The sequence below is a fragment of the Bradyrhizobium sp. WBOS08 genome (genome assembly GCF_024585125.1).
GTDB lineage: Bacteria > Pseudomonadota > Alphaproteobacteria > Rhizobiales > Xanthobacteraceae > Bradyrhizobium > Bradyrhizobium japonicum_B.
In genome coordinates this window covers 4,235,090-4,254,112 of the sequence record NZ_CP028988.1, presented here as the reverse complement: position 1 = coordinate 4,254,112, position 19,023 = coordinate 4,235,090, and the positions used below count along the sequence as shown (strand labels likewise).

The following is a 19,023-nucleotide window of genomic DNA, read 5'->3' as shown; positions in this document are numbered from 1 at the left end:
CAGAATGAACGTCAATACACCCGCTATTCCGCCGCTTGCGCCCGAGCTGATCGAGCAATTCCGCAACATCGTCGGCGAGCGCCACGCCATCACCGACGCCAACGACATCCAGCCTTACGTCACCGAGGAGCGCAATCTGTTCCACGGCCGCTCGCCGCTGGTGCTGCGCCCGGGCTCGACGGCGGAGGTCTCGGCGATCTGCAAGCTCGCCTCCGCGCACAAGATCGCGCTGGTGCCGCAGGGCGGCAACACCGGGCTGGTCGGCGGCCAGACCCCGCACAACGGCGAGGTCGTGGTGTCGCTGCGGCGGCTGGACAAGATCCGCGAGGTCGACACCGCCTCCAACACCATGACGTGTGAGGCCGGCGTGGTGCTGCAGGTGGCGCAGCAGAAGGCCTCCGACGTCGACCGGCTGTTTCCGCTGTCGCTGGGCGCCGAAGGCAGCTGCACCATCGGCGGCAATCTCTCCACCAATGCCGGCGGCACCGCCGCGCTCGCCTATGGCGTCGCGCGCGAGATGGCCCTGGGGCTCGAGGTCGTGCTTGCCGACGGACGCGTGCTCAACACGCTGTCGAAGCTGAAGAAGGACAACACCGGTTACAATCTGCACAACCTCTTCATCGGCGCCGAAGGCACGCTCGGCATCATCACGGCGGCGAGCTTGAAACTGTTTCCGAAGCCGCGGGCGGTCGAGACCGCCTATGTCGGCCTGAAATCGCCGGACGCGGCCTTGAAGCTGCTGACGATCGCGCAAGGCGAAGCCGCCAATGCGCTGACGAGTTTCGAATTGCTCTCGGAGATGGCGGTGGACTTCTCGGTCCGCCACGGCATCGACGTGCGCGACCCGCTCGCAGAAAAACATCCCTGGTACGTGCTGATGGAATTGTCTTCTCCCGGCGACGATGCCCGCACGCCGCTGGAGACGATCCTCGGCCGCGCCATGGAGGAGGAGATCGTCGACGACGCCGTGATCGCGTCGAGCCTTGCCCAGCGCAACAATTTCTGGAAGCTGCGCGAGGAGATGTCGGCGGCGCAGAAGCCGGAGGGCGGCTCGATCAAGCACGACATCTCCGTTCCCGTCGCCGCCGTGCCCGCCTTCATCGCCGAGGCCGACGCCGCGGTGGTGAAGCTGATCCCCGGTGCGCGGCCGGTGCCGTTCGGCCATCTCGGCGACGGCAATCTGCACTACAATGTCAGCCAGCCGATCGGCGCCAACACGGCCGATTACCTCGCGCGCTGGCACGAGGTGAACGCGGTGGTGTTCGAGATCGTGCTGCGCATGGGCGGCTCGATCTCCGCCGAGCACGGCATCGGCGTGCTCAAGCGCGACGAGCTGCCCGACGTCAAGGACAAGACCGCGATCGAGCTGATGCGCGCGATCAAGGCGATGCTCGACCCGCACGGCATCATGAACCCGGGGAAGGTGCTGTGAGCGCGCTCGCGATCGACGCCATCACCGATGCCGATGTCGAGGAGGTCGTCGCGCTGTGGCGGCGCTGCGGCCTGACGCGGCCGTGGAACGATCCCCATGCCGACATCGCCCTGGCGCGGCGGCGCGACAATTCCACCGTGCTGATCGGCCGCGCCAATGGCGTGATCGCGGCGACAATCATGGTCGGCCATGACGGCCATCGCGGCTGGGTCTATTACGTCGCGGTCGACCCTGATAGCCGGAAGCGCGGCTTCGGCCGCGTCATCATGGCGGCGGCCGAGGACTGGCTGCGCGCGGCCGGAATCCCGAAGCTGCAGCTGCTGGTCCGGCGCGAGAACGCGCCGGCCAACGCGTTCTACGGCTCGCTCGGCTTCGAGCTCTCGACCTCCGTGATGTTCCAGAAGTGGCTCGACGGCCGCGCCACGACGCCAATCACCTGAGATCCCGCCATGACCATTTCCGACCGCGTCCGCATCAAGGACGTCCGCGTGCTCTCGAACGGCTGGACCACGCTGAAGACCACGACGTTCGAGTACCGGCGCGCCAGCGGCGAGTGGCAGACGCAGAAGCGCGAGACCTATGAGCGCGACAACGCCGCCGCCGTGCTGCCGTACAATCTCGCGCGGCGGACCGTGATCCTGGTGAAGCAATTCCGCCTGCCGGCCTTCATCCGCGGCTACGACGACCTGCTGATCGAGGCGGCCGCCGGCGTGCTGGACAATGCCGAGCCCGAGGAGCGCATCCGCGCCGAGGCCGAGGAGGAAACCGGCTATCGCCTGCACCACGTCCACAAGGTGTTCGAGGCCTTCATGAGCCCGGGCGCCATCACCGAGAAGCTGCATTTCTTCGTCGCCGAGTACGAGCCCGAGATGCGGGTCGGCGACGGCGGCGGCCTGGAGCATGAGGGCGAGGACATCGAGGTGCTGGAGCTCTCCATCGACGAGGCGCTGGCGATGATCAATGATGGCCGCATCATCGACGCCAAGGCGATCATGCTGCTGCAATATGCGGCGCTGCATGTGTTCAGGTAGGTGTGCTTTCCTCCTTCTCCCCTTGTGGGAGAAGGTGGCGCGAAGCGCCGGATGAGGGGTATCTGTCCACGAGCTCTCTGAGAGTTGGACTCGCGGAGCCAGACCCCTCACCCGTCTCGCCGCTCACGCGGCGAGCCACCCTCTCCCACAAGGGGAGAGGGCAAGCGCAGCACTGGCCCCACCTTGATTTGCAATTCTGTCCTGCATCCTCCCTCCCCCCGTTGAGCAACCGCAAAACTCCCTCTAGTCTGTCTCCAACCAAGAACCAGGAGACGCGCCCATGTCCGCTCCGCGCGACGACGAATTCGGCTTTGCGCCCGATCATGATTCTCCCGTCCCCTACATGCAGCGCACGCGGGACTATTACGCGGCGATCGGCTACCCCACGCCGTATCGCTGGGCACATTACACCGCAGCGCCGTTCCAGCCGCTGAAGAAGCCGCTGGCGAAGTCGCGCGTCACCATCATCACCACCGCCGCGCCCTACGATCCCGCCAAGGGCGACCAGGGACCGGGCGCGGCGTATAACGGCGCTGCGAAGTTCTACCAGGTCTATGACGGCGACACCTCAAAGCAGCACGATTTGCGCATTTCGCACATCGGCTACGACCGCAAGCACACGAGCGCGACCGACAACGGCACCTGGTTTCCGCTGCCGCAGCTGTTGAAGGCGAGTGCTGCGGGCCGCATCGGCGAGGTGAGCCAGCGCTTCTTCGGCGCGCCGACCAATCGCAGCCACCGCGTCACGCTCGACACCGACGCGCGGGAAATTTTGGCGCGCTGCCTTGCCGACGAGGTCGACGTCGCGGTGCTGGTGCCGAACTGCCCGGTGTGCCACCAGACCACGGCGCTGGTGGCGCGGCATCTCGAAGCAGGCGGCATTCCGACCGTGATCATGGGCTGCGCCAAGGACATCATCGAGCACGCGGCGGTGCCGCGCTTTTTGTTCTCCGATTTCCCGCTCGGCAATTCCGCCGGCAAGCCGCACGACGTGGCCTCGCAGGCGCAGACGCTGGAGCTGGCACTCAAGCTGCTGGAGACCGCGAGCGGCCCGCAGACGACGATGCAGTCGCCGCTGCGCTGGAGCGAGGACGCCTCCTGGAAGCTCGACTACAACAACGTCGCCCAGCTTTCGCCGGAGGAGCTGGCGCGCCGCCGCGCCGAATTCGACAAGCAGAAGGAGATCGCGCGCGGCAACCGCGCCGCCTAAAGCGCGATGAGATTCGGTTGGATCGTCATCGCGCTTTAGATTGTCTTTGCGCATGATCTTTCCGGAAAACCGCTTCGCACTTTTCCGGATCATGCTTGACGTCGTCCGATAACAATAGGATGGGAGAGCGACGTGACGCGACCGTTCGAGGGCGTGAAGATCCTGGACTTCACGCAAGTGCTGGCCGGCCCCTATGCCAGCTACCAGCTCGCGCTGCTCGGTGCCGAAATCATCAAGGTCGAGCGGCGCGAGGGCGAGGACATGCGCCGCACGCCACTCTCCCGGGAATGGGCCGAGCGCGGGCTGGCGCCGGCGTTCCAGGCCGTCAACGGCAACAAGCGCAGCCTGACGCTCGATCTGCAGAAGCCGGAGGCGATCGCGATCGTGAACAAGCTCGCCGCGAGCGTCGATGTCGTCATGGAGAATTTCCGCCCCGGCGTGATGGACAAGCTCGGCATCGGCTATGAGGCGCTGTCCGCCATCAATCCGAAACTGATCTATTGCGCCGTATCGGGTTTCGGCCAGACCGGCCCGGACCGGCTGCGGCCCGGCTATGACGGCAAGATGCAGGCGCTCTCGGGCATCATGGCGATATCAGGCCATCCCGAGACCGGACCGACGCGCGCCGGCTTTGCGGTCTGCGACGTGCTGTCGGGCGCCACGGCTGCGTTCGGTGTCTCGAGCGCGCTGTACCAGCGCGACCGCACCGGCAAGGGGCAGCTGATCGACGTCTCCATGCTGGAGGCGACGCTGGCGTTCCTGTCGGGGCAGATCGCGGACTGGTCGGTCGCCGGCCATCGCCAGACGCTCTCCGGCAACCAGGCGGTGAGCCGCAGGACCACGGCCAACCTGTTCAAGTGCGGCGACGGCCACATCCTGCTCGCCGTGAACAACGAGAAACAGTACCGCGCGCTGATGGCTGCGCTCGGCCGCGAGGACACGCTGTCTGATCCCCGCTTTGCCGATTGGTTCTCGCGCAACGAGAACGAGGCGGCGCTACGCGCCATCATCGAGACGGCGCTGGCGGCACGGCCGGCGCGCGAATGGGAGAGCATTCTGGAGGACGCCGGCGCGCCCTGCGCCAGCATCTGGAAGGTCGAGGACGTGATCGACCATCCGCAAATCAAGGCGCGCGGCGCGATCCAGGAGCTGGACACGCCCTACGGCCGGCTGCGCTTCGCCGGCAGCGGCTTCAAGCTCGCCCATGGCGGCGGCCGGCTGGACCGGATGGCGCCGGAGCTCGGCGCGGATACGGATGCGGTGCTGGGCGAGCTCGGATTCGGTGCAGGGGAGATCGCGGCGTTGCGGGCGAAGGAGGTCGTTTAAGACTCCGCTCTCGTAAGGTGGGCAAAGAGAAGCGTGCCCACCATCGCGCGTTGAAGCGAGAGATCGTGGGCACGGCGCAAGAGCGCCTTTGCTCACCCTCCGGCACTGCGGCTTAGAACAACGACCCCTGCCCGTCATCCGATGAAGCAGCGGCGACCCTCCGCGTCGCCTTCTTCGGCTTCGGCGCCTCCGCCTCCATCTGCTCCGCGCTGATCGGCAACACGAGCTGCTCGTCGTCATTGGCGACGCGGTTGACGCGGGTGGAGACCGGGTGCCAGGCGAATTCGCCGACGCGCGGGGCGGTCATCAGCGGCAGGATCGCATCGACCTCGTCACGGCTGACGTCGAGCCAGCGCTCGAAATCGCGCTCGCTGACGGTGACGGGAACGCGATCATGCAGCGCCGCGAGATCCTCGCCTGCCGCGGCCGTGACGATCGCGACGGTGTCGAGCTCCTCGCCGTTCGGCCCGGCCCAGGTCTCGAACAAGGCGGCAAAACCAAGCGGCGCGCCGTCGGCGCGGTGGATGAAGAACGGTTGCTTGCGGCCGCCCTCCGTCTTCCACTCATAATAGCCGTCGGCCGGGATCAGGCCGCGCCGGCGGCGAATCGCATTCTTGAAGGCGGGCTTCTCCAGCACGGTTTCGGAGCGGGCGTTGATCAGCAGCGTAAACCCGCGGGGATCCTTGACCCAGGTCGGCAACAGGCCCCAGCGCATCAAGCGGAAATGCCGCGCGCCGTTCTCGATCAGAACGACCGGAACAGGTTGTGTCGGCGCCACGTTGTACCGAGGCGGGAAATTCGGCTGCTCGACATAGCCGAACAATTGCCGCAAGGCCGCGGGGGCCGAAGTTATGACGAAGCGTCCACACATCCGAGGTGTCTATATAGGGTCCGTTCAGGTCCTTTTAACCCCGAACGTTAACACTGCGGCGGATGAGCTCAACGGCCTCCCAACCCGCGCGGACGCATGTACAGACGGGCCCCGAGGCCGCCGCCTGGGCCGAGCGGCTGCGCGTGGCCAATATCAACCCGCGGACCGGGCTTGCCACCGACTATCTCAACCATTTCAATGAAGCGGTGATGCTGCTGGAAATGGTTCCGGACATGCCGGAATGCGCGGACGATTTCTTGACCTGGACGCCGCTATCCTACGCCGAGCATTTCACGGCCTCCAACTTCAAGGCGCGCGACCTCGCCATCGAGGCCTATGAGAAGGCCGATCCCAACGTGCGCGCCCAGTTCGACCACATCACCGATACCATGACCTCGATCCTGACCGCGGTCGGCTCGGCCATGCGCGAGGTCGAGAAGGATACGACACGAATCCGCCTCGCCGAGCAGGCCGCGCTCTGGGTCAAGCCGCTGATCGCGGCCTGCGGCGGCATCATCCATGGCGGGGCCGAGGCCGACGTCGACACCATCATGGCGAACTGAGCCGGGTGCTTGAAGAAAATGGCTTCGCCCGTTCAGCCCGCCCACCCCCCCCACCCCCAGCTCGCCGTCAGTGCCGCGATCTTCCGCGATGGCAAGGTGCTGCTGACCCGCCGCGCCCGCTCGCCGGCGAAGGGGTTCTATTCGCTGCCCGGCGGCCGGGTTGAGTTCGGCGAATCGCTGCACCAGGCCCTGAGCCGCGAGGTCGCGGAGGAAACCGGGCTCGACATCGCGATCGTCGGCCTTGCCGGCTGGCGCGAGGTGCTGCCCGCCGCGCCCGGCGCCGGCCATTACCTCATCATGTCGTTTGCGGCCCGCTGGGTGGCCCAGGAGCCGGTCCTGAACGACGAGCTCGACGACTACCGCTGGATCGCCCCGGACGCCCTGGCGAGCCTGGATGGCCTCAAGCTGACCGGGGGGCTGGACGAGGTGATCCAGTCCGCCGCGCGGCTGATCGCCGCCTGACGGCTCGCCTTGCGTCTCCGGCCTCGACGCGGCATACACCCCGCCGATGTCCACGCGATTTCTGGCCATTTCTGTCCTGATCCTCGCCTGCGCCTGCGGACCCGCCAGGGCTCAGGACGTGGCGGCGCCGTTCGACGCCGATTTGCAGCGGCTGGCCGAGATCCTCGGCGGGCTGCACTATCTGCGCGGCATCTGCGGGGCCAATGAGGGCAACAGATGGCGCAACGAGATGCAGGCGCTGATCGATGCCGAAACCCCCTCCGGCGAGCGCCGCACCCGCATGATCGCCGGTTTCAACCGCGGCTATAACGGCTTTCAGCAGACCTACCGGAGCTGCACGCCGGCCGCGACGGTGGCAATCCGCCGCTATATCGAGGAAGGCTCGAAGATCTCGCGGGATCTGACGGCGCGCTACGCGAACTAGATTCATTCAATCACGTCTGCGCTGTGAATTCCTCATCCCGAGGAGTCGCGAAGCGGCGTCTCGAAGGATGAAAGGCCCGGCTGCGGCAGCGGGGCCTCCATGGTTCGAGACGGCGCTTACGCGCCTCCTCACCATGAGGGTTTGGCTGTCGGGCACGGGACCCCTCTCATCGACTTTGTTCACAGCCGTTAACCGTTCTTAAAGATGTGGCCTAGCGGTCGTTAACGACCGTGCTAAACCTTTTTGCACAGCGCATCGCCGTGGATCGCGCCCCAGCCCTGATCGAGTTTCATGAGCCAGCCGATTTCCTACGCCCCCGCCCGCGCGCCGCTGCCCGACCACGAGCAGAAGCAGGCCGCACTGAGCTATCTCAACGAGGCCTGGGCCGAGGCGCGCCATGATGGCGTCGACGGCGACTGCCTGGCACAGGCGAGCCTGTTTGCAGCCTTTGCCGAACTGGTCGGCACCTATGGCGAGGACGCGGTCGCCAAGTTCGTCGAAGGCTTTCCCGGCCGCATCCGCAACGGCGAGTTCTCGGTCGACATCTGCAGGCAATAGGGCCCTGCCGAAAATGACCCCGCCACGCGGGCGGGGCCAGTCAACGGATGAATGACTTTGCAAAGCGGATTGGCGAATAGCTTCGCGAAGTCTGCAGGCATTGTCGCACGGAAGCCGCTTCCCCCCGACAAGCATTAGTCTCGCAACGGCCGGGAGATGTTCCTGCCGGGCTCGGGAACGCGCTCCCTCCTCACGGCTCGACCTTGAGCGTCGCTTTCATGTTGGGATGATAGCGGCAGTAATATTCGACCGTTCCCGTCTTCTTCAGAACCGATGTCGCCGATCTCTTCGGCGGCAGCGTCACGTCGAAGTCACCGTTCTTCGCGGTGGCGGTATGGGCGAAGACGTCCTTGTTGATCCAGGTGACGGTATCGCCGACCTTGGCTGATATCTCGGCCGGCGAGATCACGAGGTTCTCCATCGTGATCTCGATCGTCGCGGCGTGCGCCGGGACGACCATCGCCGCCAAGACGAGCGCGACAGGAAGCGAACACGGCTGCCCCGACATCATCGCATCCTCCTTATTTCAGCTCGGCCGCGACATGCTCGGCGTGCTGCTGATGGCCCTGAAAAATCTTCAGGCCGGTCTGCAGCAGGCTCTTCAGCTCGGCATTGCCGGCCGACGGAATCAGCTGGGCCTCCAGCGCGCCGTTGACCTGCTTGTGGAAGGCGACCTCGTTGGCGACATAGGCCTTGTCGAAAGCAGCACCGCTCAGCTTGTCGAGCTCGGCGAGCTTGTCGCTGGCCTGCTTGGACAGCGCCTTGCTGGTGTCGTTGTCTTCGGGGGTGACGTTCAGCTTCTTCACCAGCGCGAGCGCCTGCTGGTTGACGGCCTCGTGGTCGCGCAGCATGTCCTCGGCAAACGCCTTGACGTCCTTGTTCTTGGCCTTCTTCTGCGCCTGCTTGGCGGCGTTGATGTCGATCACGCCCGCGGTGTAGGCGATGTGAGCGATCTGCGGATCGGTGGGCTTGTCGGCTGCGCCGGCGCTTTGCAACAGCGCGGGACTGGACAACAGAAATGCCGCGGCGATCGCCGCGCTCGTTCGGGTGAACATGGCTTGATGCTCCTGTGGTGCCGGCGTGGGCCGGCGTTGCTTCACAGGGATTGGATGGGCATTTTGCGCAAACGTTCCCGAAAAATCATGCGCCGACACCGAGGCGCCTGAGCACGGCCTCGGTCAGGCGCTCGCAGCGCTGCCCGGCGAACGGAAATGCGTCCATCACGACGGGGCCGATCTTCTTCTCGACGTTCTCGCGCAGCAATGCGCGCGCACGGTGCAACCGCGTCTTGACGGTTTCCGGCTTGATGCCGAGCAGCTCGGCGGTCTCCTCCATGCTCATCCCCTCCATCACGCGCGCGATGAAGACCATGCGGAAGGCATCGGGCAATTCATCGATCGCATGTTCGACGACGCGCTGGATCTCGCGTTGGGCCATGGATTTTTCCGGATCGGTGGCGGCGGTCGAAACGGGAAACTTGATGATCTGGGCTTCGAGCGTTGCCTCCGGCACCGATCCCAGTTCGACCTGCGGCCTCCGACTGCGCAGGCGCCCGAGCGCTTCGTTAATCGCGATGCGCGACAACCAGGTCGACAGCGCGGCGTCACCGAGAAAACCGTCGAGATGCGTGAAGGCGCGGACATAGGTCTCCTGCACCACGTCCTCGGTTTCGCTGTCACTGCGCAGGATGCCGCGGGCGAGGCGGTAGAGCCTGCGGTTGTTGGCCTGCATGATCTCGCGGAGCGCGGCCTCCTCGCGGCGCCGCGCGCGCTCGATCAGCTCGGCTTCCGACGTCCTGATGCCGGTGGTCAGGCCGGCTGCGGTCCCTGGCATGGCGGGTAACCTATCTCCATTGGTTCCGGACGTTGGATGCAGGCGAAAGGAAAAGGTTCCCGGATTTCTGAGCCACGGCTCTCACCCCTCTCCTGGAGCTAATCCGTCTCGATCGGCAGCGCCGGATCCCGCGCCCATTCGCCCATCGAGGCGTCGTAGAGCGTCAGCTTGTCGTAGCCGAGCTGCGTCAGCAGAAACAAATCGATCGTCGCCGAGATGCCGCCGCCGCAATACAGAATCACATTCTTGTCGCGCGTGAGGCCCGCCGCAGTGAACTTGGCTTCGGCATCGGCAAGCGTCGTCAACGTCTTGTCGGCATTGACGAGCGTCGCAGCCGACACGTTGACGCTGCCGGGAATACGGCCGGGCCGGCCGTAGCGGCTCGGCTCGAGGCCGCGATGAAACTGCGGCCCAAGCGCATTGACGATCATGGTCGAGGGATCGCCGATCCGCGCCTTCACCACATCCTTGTCGACGAAGAAGCCGGCGCGCGGCGCGGCCTTGAAGGTCGTGGCCGGATAGCCTTCCGGTGCGCCTGTTGCGACCGGCCGTCCCTCCTGCTTCCATTTGTCGAAGCCGCCGTCGAGCACCAGCGCATCGACGCCGAGCGAGCGCAGCATCCACCAGAACCGTGTCGCCCACATCGTGGTGCCGATGCTGTAGAGCACGACGGTCTTGCCCGCATCGAGGCCGTGCCGGCCGAAGGCGGCCTCCAGCTGGACGACATCGGGCATCATGAAGAATTGTTGCGACGAGGTGTCGGAGAACTCGCCTTGCAAATCGAGGAAATCGGCGCCCGGAATGTGGCCAGCCGCAAACGTCTTATCGCCTGGCACCGCGCGGTACGGCACGTCGCTGCCGGGCGGTACCGGCTCGTTGTAGGTCGTGCAGTCGTACAGGCGCAGGTTGGGATCGCCGAGAATGGCGGCGAGCTGCTCAGTAGTGATGAGGGCCGTTGGCTGGGACATTGTTCTCTCCCAATTTGCGCTTGTGCTTCGTGGCACACTGTCATTGCCCGCGAAGGCGGGCAATCCAGTATTCCAGAGGTGGCAGAGCTTGAATCGAGAGGCCGCGGCGTACTGGATGCCCCGCCTACGCGGGGCATGACAGCGATGGAGCGGCGCAATTCTTGCCTTACGGCTTCAGCGTCTCCAGAAACCGCACCGCCTCGCCCTGCGCGGGCGTCACCAGCTCGCCCTGCCACATCACGCGGCGGCCGCGGATGAAGGTGCCGACGGGCCAGCCGGTGACGCGCAACCCGTCATAAGGCGTCCAGCCGGCCTTCGACGCCACCCATTGATTGGTGATGGTCTCGCTGCGCTTGAGGTCGACGATGGTGAAGTCGGCGTCGTAGCCGGCGGCGATGCGGCCCTTGCAGGCCATGTTGTAGAGGCGCGCGGGACCGGCGCTGGTGAGGTCGACGAAGCGCGCCAGCGAGAGCCGGCCCGCGTTGACGTGGTCGAGCATCAGCGGCACCAGCGTCTGCACGCCGGTCATGCCGGAGGGCGAGGCCGGATAGGTCTTCTGCTTCTCCTCCAGCGTATGCGGGGCGTGGTCGGAGCCGAGCACGTCGATGATGCCCTGCTCGATGCCGCGCCAGATCCCGGCGCGGTGATCGGCGCCGCGCACGGGCGGATTCATCTGCGCCAGCGTGCCGAGCCGCTCATAGCATTCGGGCGCGGCCAGCGTGAGATGGTGCGGCGTCGCCTCGCAGGATGCGACGTCCTTGTGGTCGCGCAGGAACTCGATCTCTTCCTTGGTGGAGATGTGCAGCACATGAATGCGCCTTCCGGTCTCGTGCGCGAGCTTGACCAGACGCTGCGTCGCCATCAGCGCCGCGGTTTCGTCGCGCCACACCGGATGCGAGCGGGCGTCGCCCTCGATGCGCAGCGGCTTGCGGTCGTTGAGGCGGTACTCGTCCTCGGCATGGAACGCGGCGCGGCGGCGGATCACCTGGAAGATGCGGCGCAGGCTTTCGTCGTCCTCCACCAGCAGCGCGCCGGTCGAGGAGCCGATGAACACCTTGACGCCGGCACAGCCGGGCGCGCGCTCCAGCACCGGCAGATCCTGCACGTTCTCGCGGGTGCCGCCGATGAAGAAGGCGAAATCGCAATGCATGCGGTGATGGGCGCGCTTCACCTTGTCGGTGAACTCGGCCTCCGTCACCGTCAGCGGCGCCGTGTTCGGCATCTCGAACACCGCGGTCACGCCGCCCATCACGGCGCTGCGCGAACCGGTCTCGAGGTCTTCCTTGTGCGTCAGGCCGGGCTCGCGGAAATGCACTTGCGTGTCCATCACGCCGGGCAGGATGTGCAGGCCCTTGCAGTCGATCGTTTCGGCGGCGGAGGCGTGCGACAAAGGACCCAGCTCGGCAATGCGGCCACCGGCGATGCCGATATCGCGAACACCCTCGCCGTCCTGGTTGACGACGGTGCCATTCTTGAGGATCACATCGAAGCGCTGGGTCATGGCTGAAGGCCTCTCTCGTCCCCAAGCGCAGGGCTCGAGGTCTTGTCGTTTATGCCTCGCGGGCTTACGTTCCGGAGCAACATGTCGCAAGAGATTTTCGCATGAAATCAGCGTTTCTTCCCGACCGGGGCGTGGTCAAGGTCGCGGGCGAGGATGCGCGCAACTTCCTCAACGGCCTGGTCACGACCGATCTCGACAGGCTGAAGCCGGGCCTGGGGCGATTCGGCGCGCTGCTGACGCCGCAGGGCAAGATCATCGTCGATTTTCTGATCACCGAGGTCCCCGCGGGCCATGGCGGCGGGTTCCTGATCGACTGCCCGAAGGCGCTGGCAGATAGCCTCGCCACCAAGCTGAAATTCTACAAGCTGCGCGCCAAGGTGACGGTGGAAAATCTCGATCTCGGCGTGCTCGCGGCCTGGGACGGCCAGCCTGCGGCGCAGCCGGACCTTGCCTTCGCCGACCCGCGCAACGATGCGCTCGGCCTTCGCATCCTGATTCCCGAGGATCTCAAGCAGAAGCTGTCGGACCTCATCGGCGCCGACCTGGTCGACGTCGCCGAATACGAGGCGCACCGCATCGCGCTCGGTGTGCCGCGCGGCGGGCTCGATTTCATGTACGGCGACGCCTTTCCGCACGAGACCAACATGGACCGTCTCGCCGGCGTCGATTTCGACAAAGGCTGCTATGTCGGCCAGGAGGTCGTCTCGCGCATGCAGCACCGTGGCACCGCGCGCACCCGCAGCGTGCAGGTGCTGCTCGACGGCGCCTCGCCCGAAGCCGGCGCGACCATCCTCGCCGGCGACAAGCCGGTCGGCACCATCGGCTCGACGTCCGGCGGCAAGGGCATCGCCCTGGTGCGCATCGACCGTGTCGCGGACGCGCTCGATGCCGGCCAGCCCCTCACCGCCGGCGGGCTCGCCTTGAAACTCGCAGATCCCGACGTCGTGCGCATTCCAGCCAAGCACCCCATCGCATGAGCCGCGCTCCCCGCCTGCATCCCGACGGCCTGACACGTTGCCCCTGGCCGGGCGATGATCCGCTCTATGTCGCCTATCACGACACCGAATGGGGCGTGCCGGAATATGACGACCGCGCGCTGTACGAGAAGCTGATGCTCGACGGTTTTCAGGCCGGCCTGTCCTGGATCACGATCCTGCGCAAGCGCGACAATTTCCGCAAAGCCTTCGACGATTTCCAGCCGGAGAAGATCGCGCGATACAACGCCAAGAAGGTCCACGCACTGATGAACGATGCCGGCATCGTGCGCAACAAGGCCAAGATCGACGGCGCGATCCTCAGCGCCAAGTCGTATCTCGACATCATGGAGAAAGGCCCGGGCTTCTCGAAGCTGCTGTGGGACTTCATGGACGGAAGGCCGCTGGTCAACAAGTTCAAGACCACCGCGAGCGTGCCCACCTCGACGCCGCTGTCGGTGCAGATCTCCAAGGAGCTGTCCTCGCGCGGCTTCAAGTTCGTCGGCCCGACCATCGTCTATGCCTTCATGCAGGCGACCGGCATGGTCAACGACCATCTCGTCGACTGCCATTGCCACGCGACCTGCGGCAGGACGCAGCGCAAGCCGCGCCTCAAGGCCAGATGACCGCGAAGAAGACCGCGCGCGAAGCGCAGTCCCGCGCCTGGCAGCGCATGCTGTCGGGCCGGCGGCTCGATCTGCTCGATCCCTCCCCGCTCGATATCGAGATCGCCGACATCGCGCACGGGCTGGCGCGCGTCGCGCGCTGGAACGGGCAGACCATCGGCGCGCAAATCTTCTCGGTGGCACAGCACACGCTGCTGGTGGAGACCGTGCTGCGGCACGAGATGCCGCGCGCCGATCAGCGCATGCGGCTCGCCGCATTGCTGCACGATGCGCCGGAATATGTGATCGGCGACATGATCTCGCCGTTCAAGGCGGTGCTCGACGGCCATTACAAGGCCGTGGAGAAACGCCTGCTCGGCGCCATCCATATCCGCTTCGGACTGCCGCCGGTGCTACCGGAGGAGATCACGCAGGCCATCAAGGCCGCCGATCGCGGCGCGGCCTATCTGGAAGCGACCGAGCTTGCCGGCTTCAGCGAAAGCGAGGCAAGGCGCCTGTTCGGCAGGGATCCCGGCCTCACCGACAGCGTCCGGCGCGACTACCTGACGCCCTGGACCGCGGCCCGGGCCGAGAAGCAGTTTCTGGAGCGGTTTGGCGCGGTGTTTGCGTAGGCGTCCTCCCTTCGTAGGTGGGCAAAGTGACTTGTCCGCCGTAGCTCGAAGAGCGAAGGCGGAAGCGTGCCCACCACCTCTTGCGATTGAGAAAGGTCGTGGGCACGGCGCCACGCGCCTTTGCCCACTCTACGGGCCGCGGCTATAATCAAGAAAAAGGGCCGCCATGATCCACGTCTGTTCCCTCGCCGCGCTTCCCGAAACCGTCCGTCTCACCGGGGCCAGCCATGTGCTGACCGTGATGGCCAATGTCGAGCAGGTGGCGCGGCCGGTCTCGGTGCTGCCGGCCAATCATCTCAAGGTGTCGATGGACGACATCACCGAGGAGCTGGACGGGTTCGTCGCACCGTCCGAGGCGCATATCGATCTGGTGCTGAACTTCGTCCGTGGCTGGGACCGCAGCGCACCGCTCGTGGTCCATTGCTATGCCGGCATCAGCCGCTCCACTGCGAGCGCGTTTGCGGCGGTCTGCGCGCTCAATCCAAACCGCGACGAACTCGAGATCGCCAGGAAGATCCGCGCGGCCTCGCCGATCGCCTCGCCGAACCGGCGCATCGTCGGCCTTGCCGACCGCGCCCTCGGCCGCAACGGCCGCATGCTGCGCGCGCTCGACGAGATCGGCCCGGGCGCGATGATGGTCGAGGGCCGCCCCTTCGTGATCGAGCTCGAATGAGCGTGGGGCGCCACAAGATAGGTGCGCCCCCTCTCCCGCTAGCGGGAGAGGGCTGGGGAGAGGGTGTCTCCGCATCGGGACAGCCCCCTAGAGGAGAAAGCCCTCTCCCGGCGCTACGCGCCGACCTCTACCGCAAGCGGGAGAAGTTGCAGCGTGCCCGCGGAGAACCCGCCGTAATCGATTGGCATATCTCTCCCTCATCACCTGCGATCATCCCCGCATGAGCGAGACGCTCCTGACGCCGATCGAGATCGGCCTGACCGCGGCGATCGTCGCGATCGAGGGCCATGAGCCGCTGATCCTGACCGCGCGCGGCAGTGACGGGCTGGCCGGCCTGCCGTTCGGCCCGTTCGACGCGCTCGCGCACCGCACCTTCGAGATCGGCCTGCGCGCCTGGGTCGAGGAGCAGGCCGGCCTGCGGCTTGGCTATGTCGAGCAGCTCTACACCTTCGGCGATCGCGGCCGTCATGCCGAGGCCGGCGACACCGGGGCGCATATGGTGTCGATCGGCTATCTCGCGCTGACGCGTGCGGTGGATGGCGAGCTCGCGGCCAACGCGGCGAGCTTCGCGCCATGGTATCGCTTCTTCCCCTGGGAAGACTGGCGCGAAGAGCCGCCGGCGATCATCGCCCGCGACATCATCCCTGCGCTGACCGAGTGGGCCGCGGAGGAGACGCCGGAGACGATTCGCACGCTGCCGCGCAAGGATCGCGTGCGGTTCTGTTTCGGCCTCGAGGGAGCGGCCTGGGACGAAGAGCGCGTGCTCGACCGCTACGAGCTGCTGTACGAGGCCGGGCTGGTCGAGGAAGCGCGGCGCGACGGCCGCCCTGCGGCATTAGCGCGCAAGACGCTGCCTCCGCTCGGGACCTCGATGCGGTTCGACCATCGCCGGATTCTCGCCACGGCGATCGCGCGGCTGCGTGCAAAACTGAAGTATCGTCCTGTCGTGTTTGAACTTTTGCCGCCCGAATTCACACTTACCGAACTGCAGCATACGGTGGAGGCGATCTCCGGCCGGCATCTGCACAAGCAGAATTTCCGCCGCCTGGTCGAAATGGAGGCCTTGGTCGAACCGACCGGGGTGATGTCGACACAGACGGGCGGACGGCCGGCGGCGCTCTACCGCTTCCGCCGCGATGTGCTTCAGGAGCGGCCCGCACCGGGCTTGCGCGTACGCTCCCGGCGCTAGATCCTGAGATTTGCGCGATCGGCCCCTGCCCGCCGGTCGCCTGGAGGCTTCATGTTCGACGGCCCGTTTGACGTCTTTGCGCTGATCATCGCGATCGTCGCCTTCCTGATCGCCATCAAGGCCTCCAGCCAGGCGGCCGAGCTGCGCCGGCGATTGAACGCACTCGAAGCGATGTCTTACGCGCAACGGCCGGTGCAGCCGCCGCCGCTGATGCCGGTGCAGGAGCAGGCGCCTGCTCCTGCGGCGATGGCGGCCGAGCGGCCGCTTGCGCCTGAAGCCGAGCCGGCGCCGCCTCCGCTCGACACCGAACAGGCCTCCCCGCCGCCGCTCGCGGCGAGCGTCTCCGCCGAGGCACCGCCTCCCCTGCCTGCGCCCGCGCCCGATATTCGAGAACCCGGCTTCGAGGAGCAGCTCGGCACGCGCTGGGTGGTGTGGATCGGCGGCCTTGCGCTCGCGCTCGGCGGCTTCTTCATGGTGCGCTATTCGATCGAGGCCGGTCTTCTCGGCCCCGGCGTGCGCGTGTTCCTGGGCGGCCTGTTCGCCGCCGCGCTGCTGGGCGCCGGCGAATGGACCCGGCGCAAGGAGAGCATCTCCAACATCGCAGCGCTGCCGATCGCCAACATCCCGGCGATCCTCACCGCGGCCGGAACGGCAGTGGCGTTCGCCACCATCTATGCCGCCTACGCGCTCTACGGCTTCCTGGTACCCGCCACCGCCTTCGTGCTGCTCGGCATCGTGGCGATGTGCACGCTCGCTGCCGCGCTGCTGCACGGACCGGCGCTCGCCGGCCTCGGCGTGGTCGGCGCCTTCGTGACGCCGGTGCTGGTCTCCAGCGGCAAGCCCGATTATTGGGCGCTCTACATCTATCTCGCCGTCGTCACCGCCGCGAGCTTCGGCCTCGCCCGCATCCGGCTGTGGCGCTGGCTTGCGGTCACCACGATCGCCTTCGCCGTGCTCTGGCTCTTGCCCGGTCTCGACGCCGAGCAGCCCCAGGTCGCGCCGCACGCCTTCCATGTCATCGCCGGCTTCGTGCTCGCCGCGCTGCTCGTCGTCTGCGGCTTCATGTTCGGGCCTGCAATCGAGGACGGCGAGATCGAGCCGATCTCGTCGGGTTCGCTCGGTGCCTATCTGTTCGGCGCGATGCTGATCGTGCTGTCGAGTGCGCATGCGGACCTGGCGCTGATCGCGTTTGCGCTGCTGGTCGGCGGCACGCTACTCGTCGCCTGGCGCGCGCCGGCGGCGACCGGCGCGCTCGGTGCGGCCGCGGCGACAGTCTTCATCGTGTTCGCCGAATGGGCGGTGCGCGCCAATCCCGACATGCTGGTGCTGCCGGGCGGCCCCATCGCCGGCATCGGTCCCGCCGCGACCGACAGCTCGGTGACGCTGCATCTGGTGACGGCCGCGCTGTTCGCGGCCGGCTTCGGAATTGCCGGCTTCCTGGCGCAGGGCCGCTCGAACTCGGCGATCATCCCCGTGGTGTGGTCGGCTGCTGCGGTCGCAACACCGATCGCGATCCTGGTCGCGCTCTACGCGCGTATCGCCCATCTCGACCGCTCGATCCCGTTTGCGATCCTCGCGGTGCTGCTGGCAGCAAGCTTTGGCGCGGCGACCGAGGCGCTGACGCGCCGCGAGACCCGGCCGGGCAGCATGATCTCGACCGCCTTATTCGCGACCGGCACGCTCGGTGCGCTGGCGCTGGCGCTGACCTTCGCGCTGGAAAAGGGCTGGCTGACGATCGCGCTGGCGCTGATGTCGCTCGGCACCGCCTGGATCTCGCTGCAGCGGCCGATCCCGTTCCTGCGCTGGCTCGCAGCCATTTTCGCCGCGCTCGTCACCGCGCGCATCGCCTATGACCCACGCATCGTCGGCGATGCCGTCGGCACCACGCCGATCTTCAACTGGCTGCTCTGGGGCTACGGCCTGCCGGCGGCCTCGTTCTGGGGCGCGAGCATCTTCCTGCGCCGCCGCGCCGACGATCCGCCGCTGCGCATGGTCGAGACGGCCGCGATCCTGTTCACCGCGCTGCTCGCCTTCATGGAGATCCGGCACTTTGCGACCGGTGGCCGCATGACGGCCGGCCCCTCGCTGCTCGAATTCGCGCTGCAGGTCTGCGTCACGCTCGCGATGGCGATCGGACTGGAGCGCTTGCGGCTGAGGAGCCAGAGCATCGTGCACAATGTCGGCGCCGTCGTGCTCACGGCGATTGCCGGATTCATCGCATTGTTCGGTCTCTTGATCCTAGAGAATCCGATGGTGCTCTCCAGCGTCAATGTCGGCGGCCTCGTCTTCAACCTGCTGCTGCTCGGCTACGCGCTGCCGGCGGTGCTAATGCTGCTGCTGTCCTATGCGGTGGCGGGCCACCGCTCCGTCGCCTACGCCAACACGATCGCCGGCGGCGCGCTGGTGTTCGCGCTCAGCTACGTGACGCTGGAGATCCGCCGCTTCTATCACGGCCCGGTGCTGCTCTACGGCGGCACCACGAGCGCGGAGCAATATACCTATTCGATCGGCTGGCTGGCGTTCGGGGTGGTGCTGCTCGGCGCGGGGATCCTGTTCAATTCGGAGCGTGCGCGGCTGGCCTCTGCCGCCGTCATCGCCCTGACCATCCTCAAGGCCTTCGCCATCGACGTGTGGACGCTGACAGGCGTCTACCGCGCGCTGTCGTTCATGGGCCTCGGCGTCGTGCTGGTGGCGATCGGCTGGCTGTACCAGCGCATCCTGTTCCGGCGGCAGGTGGTGCCGCCGCCGGCCGCGCCGACCAGCAGCTGAAC

21 protein-coding genes are annotated in these 19,023 nt (G+C 66.6%); 15 read left to right on the top strand and 6 right to left on the bottom strand.

Annotated features, from left to right (window positions below; genetic code table 11):
* The first annotated feature begins 4 nt into the window (after window positions 1-4).
* The 5 genes from DCM80_RS20020 (at window position 5) to DCM80_RS20000 (ending at window position 4,999) form a co-directional block, all read left to right on the top strand.
* On the top strand, window positions 5-1,432 hold the full coding sequence (locus DCM80_RS20020; protein ID WP_257193275.1) for an FAD-binding oxidoreductase: 1,428 nt from the start codon (window positions 5-7) through the stop codon (window positions 1,430-1,432).
* Window positions 1,429-1,872 carry a GNAT family acetyltransferase gene (locus DCM80_RS20015; protein ID WP_257193274.1) on the top strand — a complete coding sequence of 148 codons (444 nt, stop codon included), beginning with the start codon at window positions 1,429-1,431 and terminating at the stop codon, window positions 1,870-1,872. Before DCM80_RS20020 ends, DCM80_RS20015 begins: the two co-directional genes overlap by 4 nt.
* 9 nt (window positions 1,873-1,881) lie before the next feature.
* Window positions 1,882-2,463, top strand: a complete 582-nt coding sequence (locus DCM80_RS20010) for an NUDIX domain-containing protein (RefSeq protein WP_257193273.1) — start codon at window positions 1,882-1,884, stop codon at window positions 2,461-2,463.
* 280 nt (window positions 2,464-2,743) lie between these two features.
* Window positions 2,744-3,673, top strand: a complete 930-nt coding sequence (locus DCM80_RS20005) for a glycine/sarcosine/betaine reductase selenoprotein B family protein (protein ID WP_257193272.1) — start codon at window positions 2,744-2,746, stop codon at window positions 3,671-3,673.
* Window positions 3,674-3,805: 132 nt separating this feature from the next.
* Complete coding sequence (locus tag DCM80_RS20000; protein ID WP_257193270.1) at window positions 3,806-4,999, top strand: CaiB/BaiF CoA-transferase family protein; 1,194 nt, start codon at window positions 3,806-3,808, stop codon at window positions 4,997-4,999.
* 112 nt (window positions 5,000-5,111) lie between these two features.
* Here DCM80_RS20000 and DCM80_RS19995 read toward each other — a convergent pair whose 3' ends face one another.
* Complete coding sequence (locus tag DCM80_RS19995) at window positions 5,112-5,870, bottom strand: SOS response-associated peptidase (RefSeq protein ID WP_257193269.1); 759 nt, start codon at window positions 5,868-5,870, stop codon at window positions 5,112-5,114.
* Between the two features lie 62 nt (window positions 5,871-5,932).
* Between DCM80_RS19995 and DCM80_RS19990 the strand changes: the two genes are divergently transcribed.
* From DCM80_RS19990 to DCM80_RS19975, 4 genes are all read left to right on the top strand, one after another.
* Window positions 5,933-6,433, top strand: coding sequence for a hypothetical protein (locus DCM80_RS19990; RefSeq protein WP_028134936.1), 501 nt, complete (start codon window positions 5,933-5,935; stop codon window positions 6,431-6,433).
* Window positions 6,434-6,451: 18 nt separating this feature from the next.
* The gene (locus DCM80_RS19985; protein WP_257197983.1) at window positions 6,452-6,895 is read left to right on the top strand and encodes an NUDIX hydrolase; all 444 of its coding nucleotides are present in this window, start codon (window positions 6,452-6,454) and stop codon (window positions 6,893-6,895) included.
* A gap of 46 nt (window positions 6,896-6,941) precedes the next feature.
* A complete protein-coding gene (locus DCM80_RS19980) occupies window positions 6,942-7,319 on the top strand; it encodes a TIGR02301 family protein (protein WP_257193268.1) in 378 nt (125 codons plus the stop codon).
* A gap of 291 nt (window positions 7,320-7,610) precedes the next feature.
* Window positions 7,611-7,877: a hypothetical protein gene (locus DCM80_RS19975; RefSeq protein ID WP_028134933.1), complete on the top strand. Its 267-nt coding sequence runs from the start codon at window positions 7,611-7,613 to the stop codon at window positions 7,875-7,877.
* A 190-nt stretch (window positions 7,878-8,067) separates the two neighbouring features.
* On the opposite strand, the gene DCM80_RS19970 is transcribed toward DCM80_RS19975, so the two are convergent.
* The 5 genes from DCM80_RS19970 to DCM80_RS19950 form a co-directional block, all read right to left on the bottom strand.
* Complete coding sequence (locus DCM80_RS19970; RefSeq protein ID WP_257197982.1) at window positions 8,068-8,385, bottom strand: cupredoxin domain-containing protein; 318 nt, start codon at window positions 8,383-8,385, stop codon at window positions 8,068-8,070.
* A 13-nt stretch (window positions 8,386-8,398) separates the two neighbouring features.
* Window positions 8,399-8,932, bottom strand: a complete 534-nt coding sequence (locus tag DCM80_RS19965; protein WP_257193267.1) for a DUF4142 domain-containing protein — start codon at window positions 8,930-8,932, stop codon at window positions 8,399-8,401.
* Window positions 8,933-9,017: 85 nt separating this feature from the next.
* Window positions 9,018-9,710 carry an RNA polymerase sigma factor gene (locus tag DCM80_RS19960; protein WP_257193265.1) on the bottom strand — a complete coding sequence of 231 codons (693 nt, stop codon included), beginning with the start codon at window positions 9,708-9,710 and terminating at the stop codon, window positions 9,018-9,020.
* 98 nt (window positions 9,711-9,808) lie between these two features.
* Window positions 9,809-10,678, bottom strand: coding sequence for a sulfurtransferase (locus DCM80_RS19955; RefSeq protein ID WP_257193264.1), 870 nt, complete (start codon window positions 10,676-10,678; stop codon window positions 9,809-9,811).
* Between the two features lie 166 nt (window positions 10,679-10,844).
* On the bottom strand, window positions 10,845-12,179 hold the full coding sequence (locus tag DCM80_RS19950) for a dihydroorotase (RefSeq protein ID WP_257193263.1): 1,335 nt from the start codon (window positions 12,177-12,179) through the stop codon (window positions 10,845-10,847).
* A gap of 101 nt (window positions 12,180-12,280) precedes the next feature.
* On the opposite strand from DCM80_RS19950, the gene DCM80_RS19945 reads away from it, so the two are divergent.
* The 6 genes from DCM80_RS19945 to DCM80_RS19920 all read left to right on the top strand — a co-directional run bounded on the left by DCM80_RS19945 (window position 12,281) and on the right by DCM80_RS19920 (window position 19,021).
* Complete coding sequence (locus DCM80_RS19945) at window positions 12,281-13,156, top strand: folate-binding protein YgfZ (RefSeq protein WP_257193262.1); 876 nt, start codon at window positions 12,281-12,283, stop codon at window positions 13,154-13,156.
* Window positions 13,153-13,779: a DNA-3-methyladenine glycosylase I gene (locus tag DCM80_RS19940; protein WP_257193260.1), complete on the top strand. Its 627-nt coding sequence runs from the start codon at window positions 13,153-13,155 to the stop codon at window positions 13,777-13,779. Before DCM80_RS19945 ends, DCM80_RS19940 begins: the two co-directional genes overlap by 4 nt.
* Window positions 13,776-14,390, top strand: coding sequence for an HD family hydrolase (locus DCM80_RS19935; RefSeq protein WP_257193258.1), 615 nt, complete (start codon window positions 13,776-13,778; stop codon window positions 14,388-14,390). Before DCM80_RS19940 ends, DCM80_RS19935 begins: the two co-directional genes overlap by 4 nt.
* Before the next feature lie 166 nt (window positions 14,391-14,556).
* The gene (locus DCM80_RS19930) at window positions 14,557-15,063 is read left to right on the top strand and encodes a tyrosine phosphatase family protein (protein WP_028134924.1); all 507 of its coding nucleotides are present in this window, start codon (window positions 14,557-14,559) and stop codon (window positions 15,061-15,063) included.
* A 220-nt stretch (window positions 15,064-15,283) separates the two neighbouring features.
* Window positions 15,284-16,252: an NAD regulator gene (locus DCM80_RS19925; protein ID WP_257193257.1), complete on the top strand. Its 969-nt coding sequence runs from the start codon at window positions 15,284-15,286 to the stop codon at window positions 16,250-16,252.
* 51 nt (window positions 16,253-16,303) lie between these two features.
* Entirely contained in the window at window positions 16,304-19,021 is a 2,718-nt protein-coding gene (locus tag DCM80_RS19920; protein ID WP_257193255.1) for a DUF2339 domain-containing protein, read from the top strand.
* Window positions 19,022-19,023: the final 2 nt, after the last annotated feature.

What these genes read in the sequence shown, in the direction of transcription:
- DCM80_RS19985 (WP_257197983.1), top strand. Translation starts at nt 6,452, where the DNA reads ATGGCTTCGCCCGTTCAGCCCGCCCACCCCCCCCACCCCCAGCTCGCC.
- DCM80_RS19990 (WP_028134936.1), top strand. Translation starts at nt 5,933, where the DNA reads ATGAGCTCAACGGCCTCCCAACCCGCGCGGACGCATGTACAGACGGGC.
- DCM80_RS20010 (WP_257193273.1), top strand. Translation starts at nt 1,882, where the DNA reads ATGACCATTTCCGACCGCGTCCGCATCAAGGACGTCCGCGTGCTCTCG.
- DCM80_RS20005 (WP_257193272.1), top strand. Translation starts at nt 2,744, where the DNA reads ATGTCCGCTCCGCGCGACGACGAATTCGGCTTTGCGCCCGATCATGAT.
- DCM80_RS19940 (WP_257193260.1), top strand. Translation starts at nt 13,153, where the DNA reads ATGAGCCGCGCTCCCCGCCTGCATCCCGACGGCCTGACACGTTGCCCC.
- DCM80_RS19945 (WP_257193262.1), top strand. Translation starts at nt 12,281, where the DNA reads ATGAAATCAGCGTTTCTTCCCGACCGGGGCGTGGTCAAGGTCGCGGGC.
- DCM80_RS20020 (WP_257193275.1), top strand. Translation starts at nt 5, where the DNA reads ATGAACGTCAATACACCCGCTATTCCGCCGCTTGCGCCCGAGCTGATC.
- DCM80_RS19975 (WP_028134933.1), top strand. Translation starts at nt 7,611, where the DNA reads ATGAGCCAGCCGATTTCCTACGCCCCCGCCCGCGCGCCGCTGCCCGAC.
- DCM80_RS19925 (WP_257193257.1), top strand. Translation starts at nt 15,284, where the DNA reads ATGAGCGAGACGCTCCTGACGCCGATCGAGATCGGCCTGACCGCGGCG.
- DCM80_RS19980 (WP_257193268.1), top strand. Translation starts at nt 6,942, where the DNA reads ATGTCCACGCGATTTCTGGCCATTTCTGTCCTGATCCTCGCCTGCGCC.
- DCM80_RS19995 (WP_257193269.1), bottom strand. Translation starts at nt 5,870, where the DNA reads ATGTGTGGACGCTTCGTCATAACTTCGGCCCCCGCGGCCTTGCGGCAA.
- DCM80_RS19935 (WP_257193258.1), top strand. Translation starts at nt 13,776, where the DNA reads ATGACCGCGAAGAAGACCGCGCGCGAAGCGCAGTCCCGCGCCTGGCAG.
- DCM80_RS19920 (WP_257193255.1), top strand. Translation starts at nt 16,304, where the DNA reads ATGTTCGACGGCCCGTTTGACGTCTTTGCGCTGATCATCGCGATCGTC.
- DCM80_RS19950 (WP_257193263.1), bottom strand. Translation starts at nt 12,179, where the DNA reads ATGACCCAGCGCTTCGATGTGATCCTCAAGAATGGCACCGTCGTCAAC.
- DCM80_RS19955 (WP_257193264.1), bottom strand. Translation starts at nt 10,678, where the DNA reads ATGTCCCAGCCAACGGCCCTCATCACTACTGAGCAGCTCGCCGCCATT.
- DCM80_RS19960 (WP_257193265.1), bottom strand. Translation starts at nt 9,710, where the DNA reads ATGCCAGGGACCGCAGCCGGCCTGACCACCGGCATCAGGACGTCGGAA.
- DCM80_RS19970 (WP_257197982.1), bottom strand. Translation starts at nt 8,385, where the DNA reads ATGTCGGGGCAGCCGTGTTCGCTTCCTGTCGCGCTCGTCTTGGCGGCG.
- DCM80_RS19965 (WP_257193267.1), bottom strand. Translation starts at nt 8,932, where the DNA reads ATGTTCACCCGAACGAGCGCGGCGATCGCCGCGGCATTTCTGTTGTCC.
- DCM80_RS19930 (WP_028134924.1), top strand. Translation starts at nt 14,557, where the DNA reads ATGATCCACGTCTGTTCCCTCGCCGCGCTTCCCGAAACCGTCCGTCTC.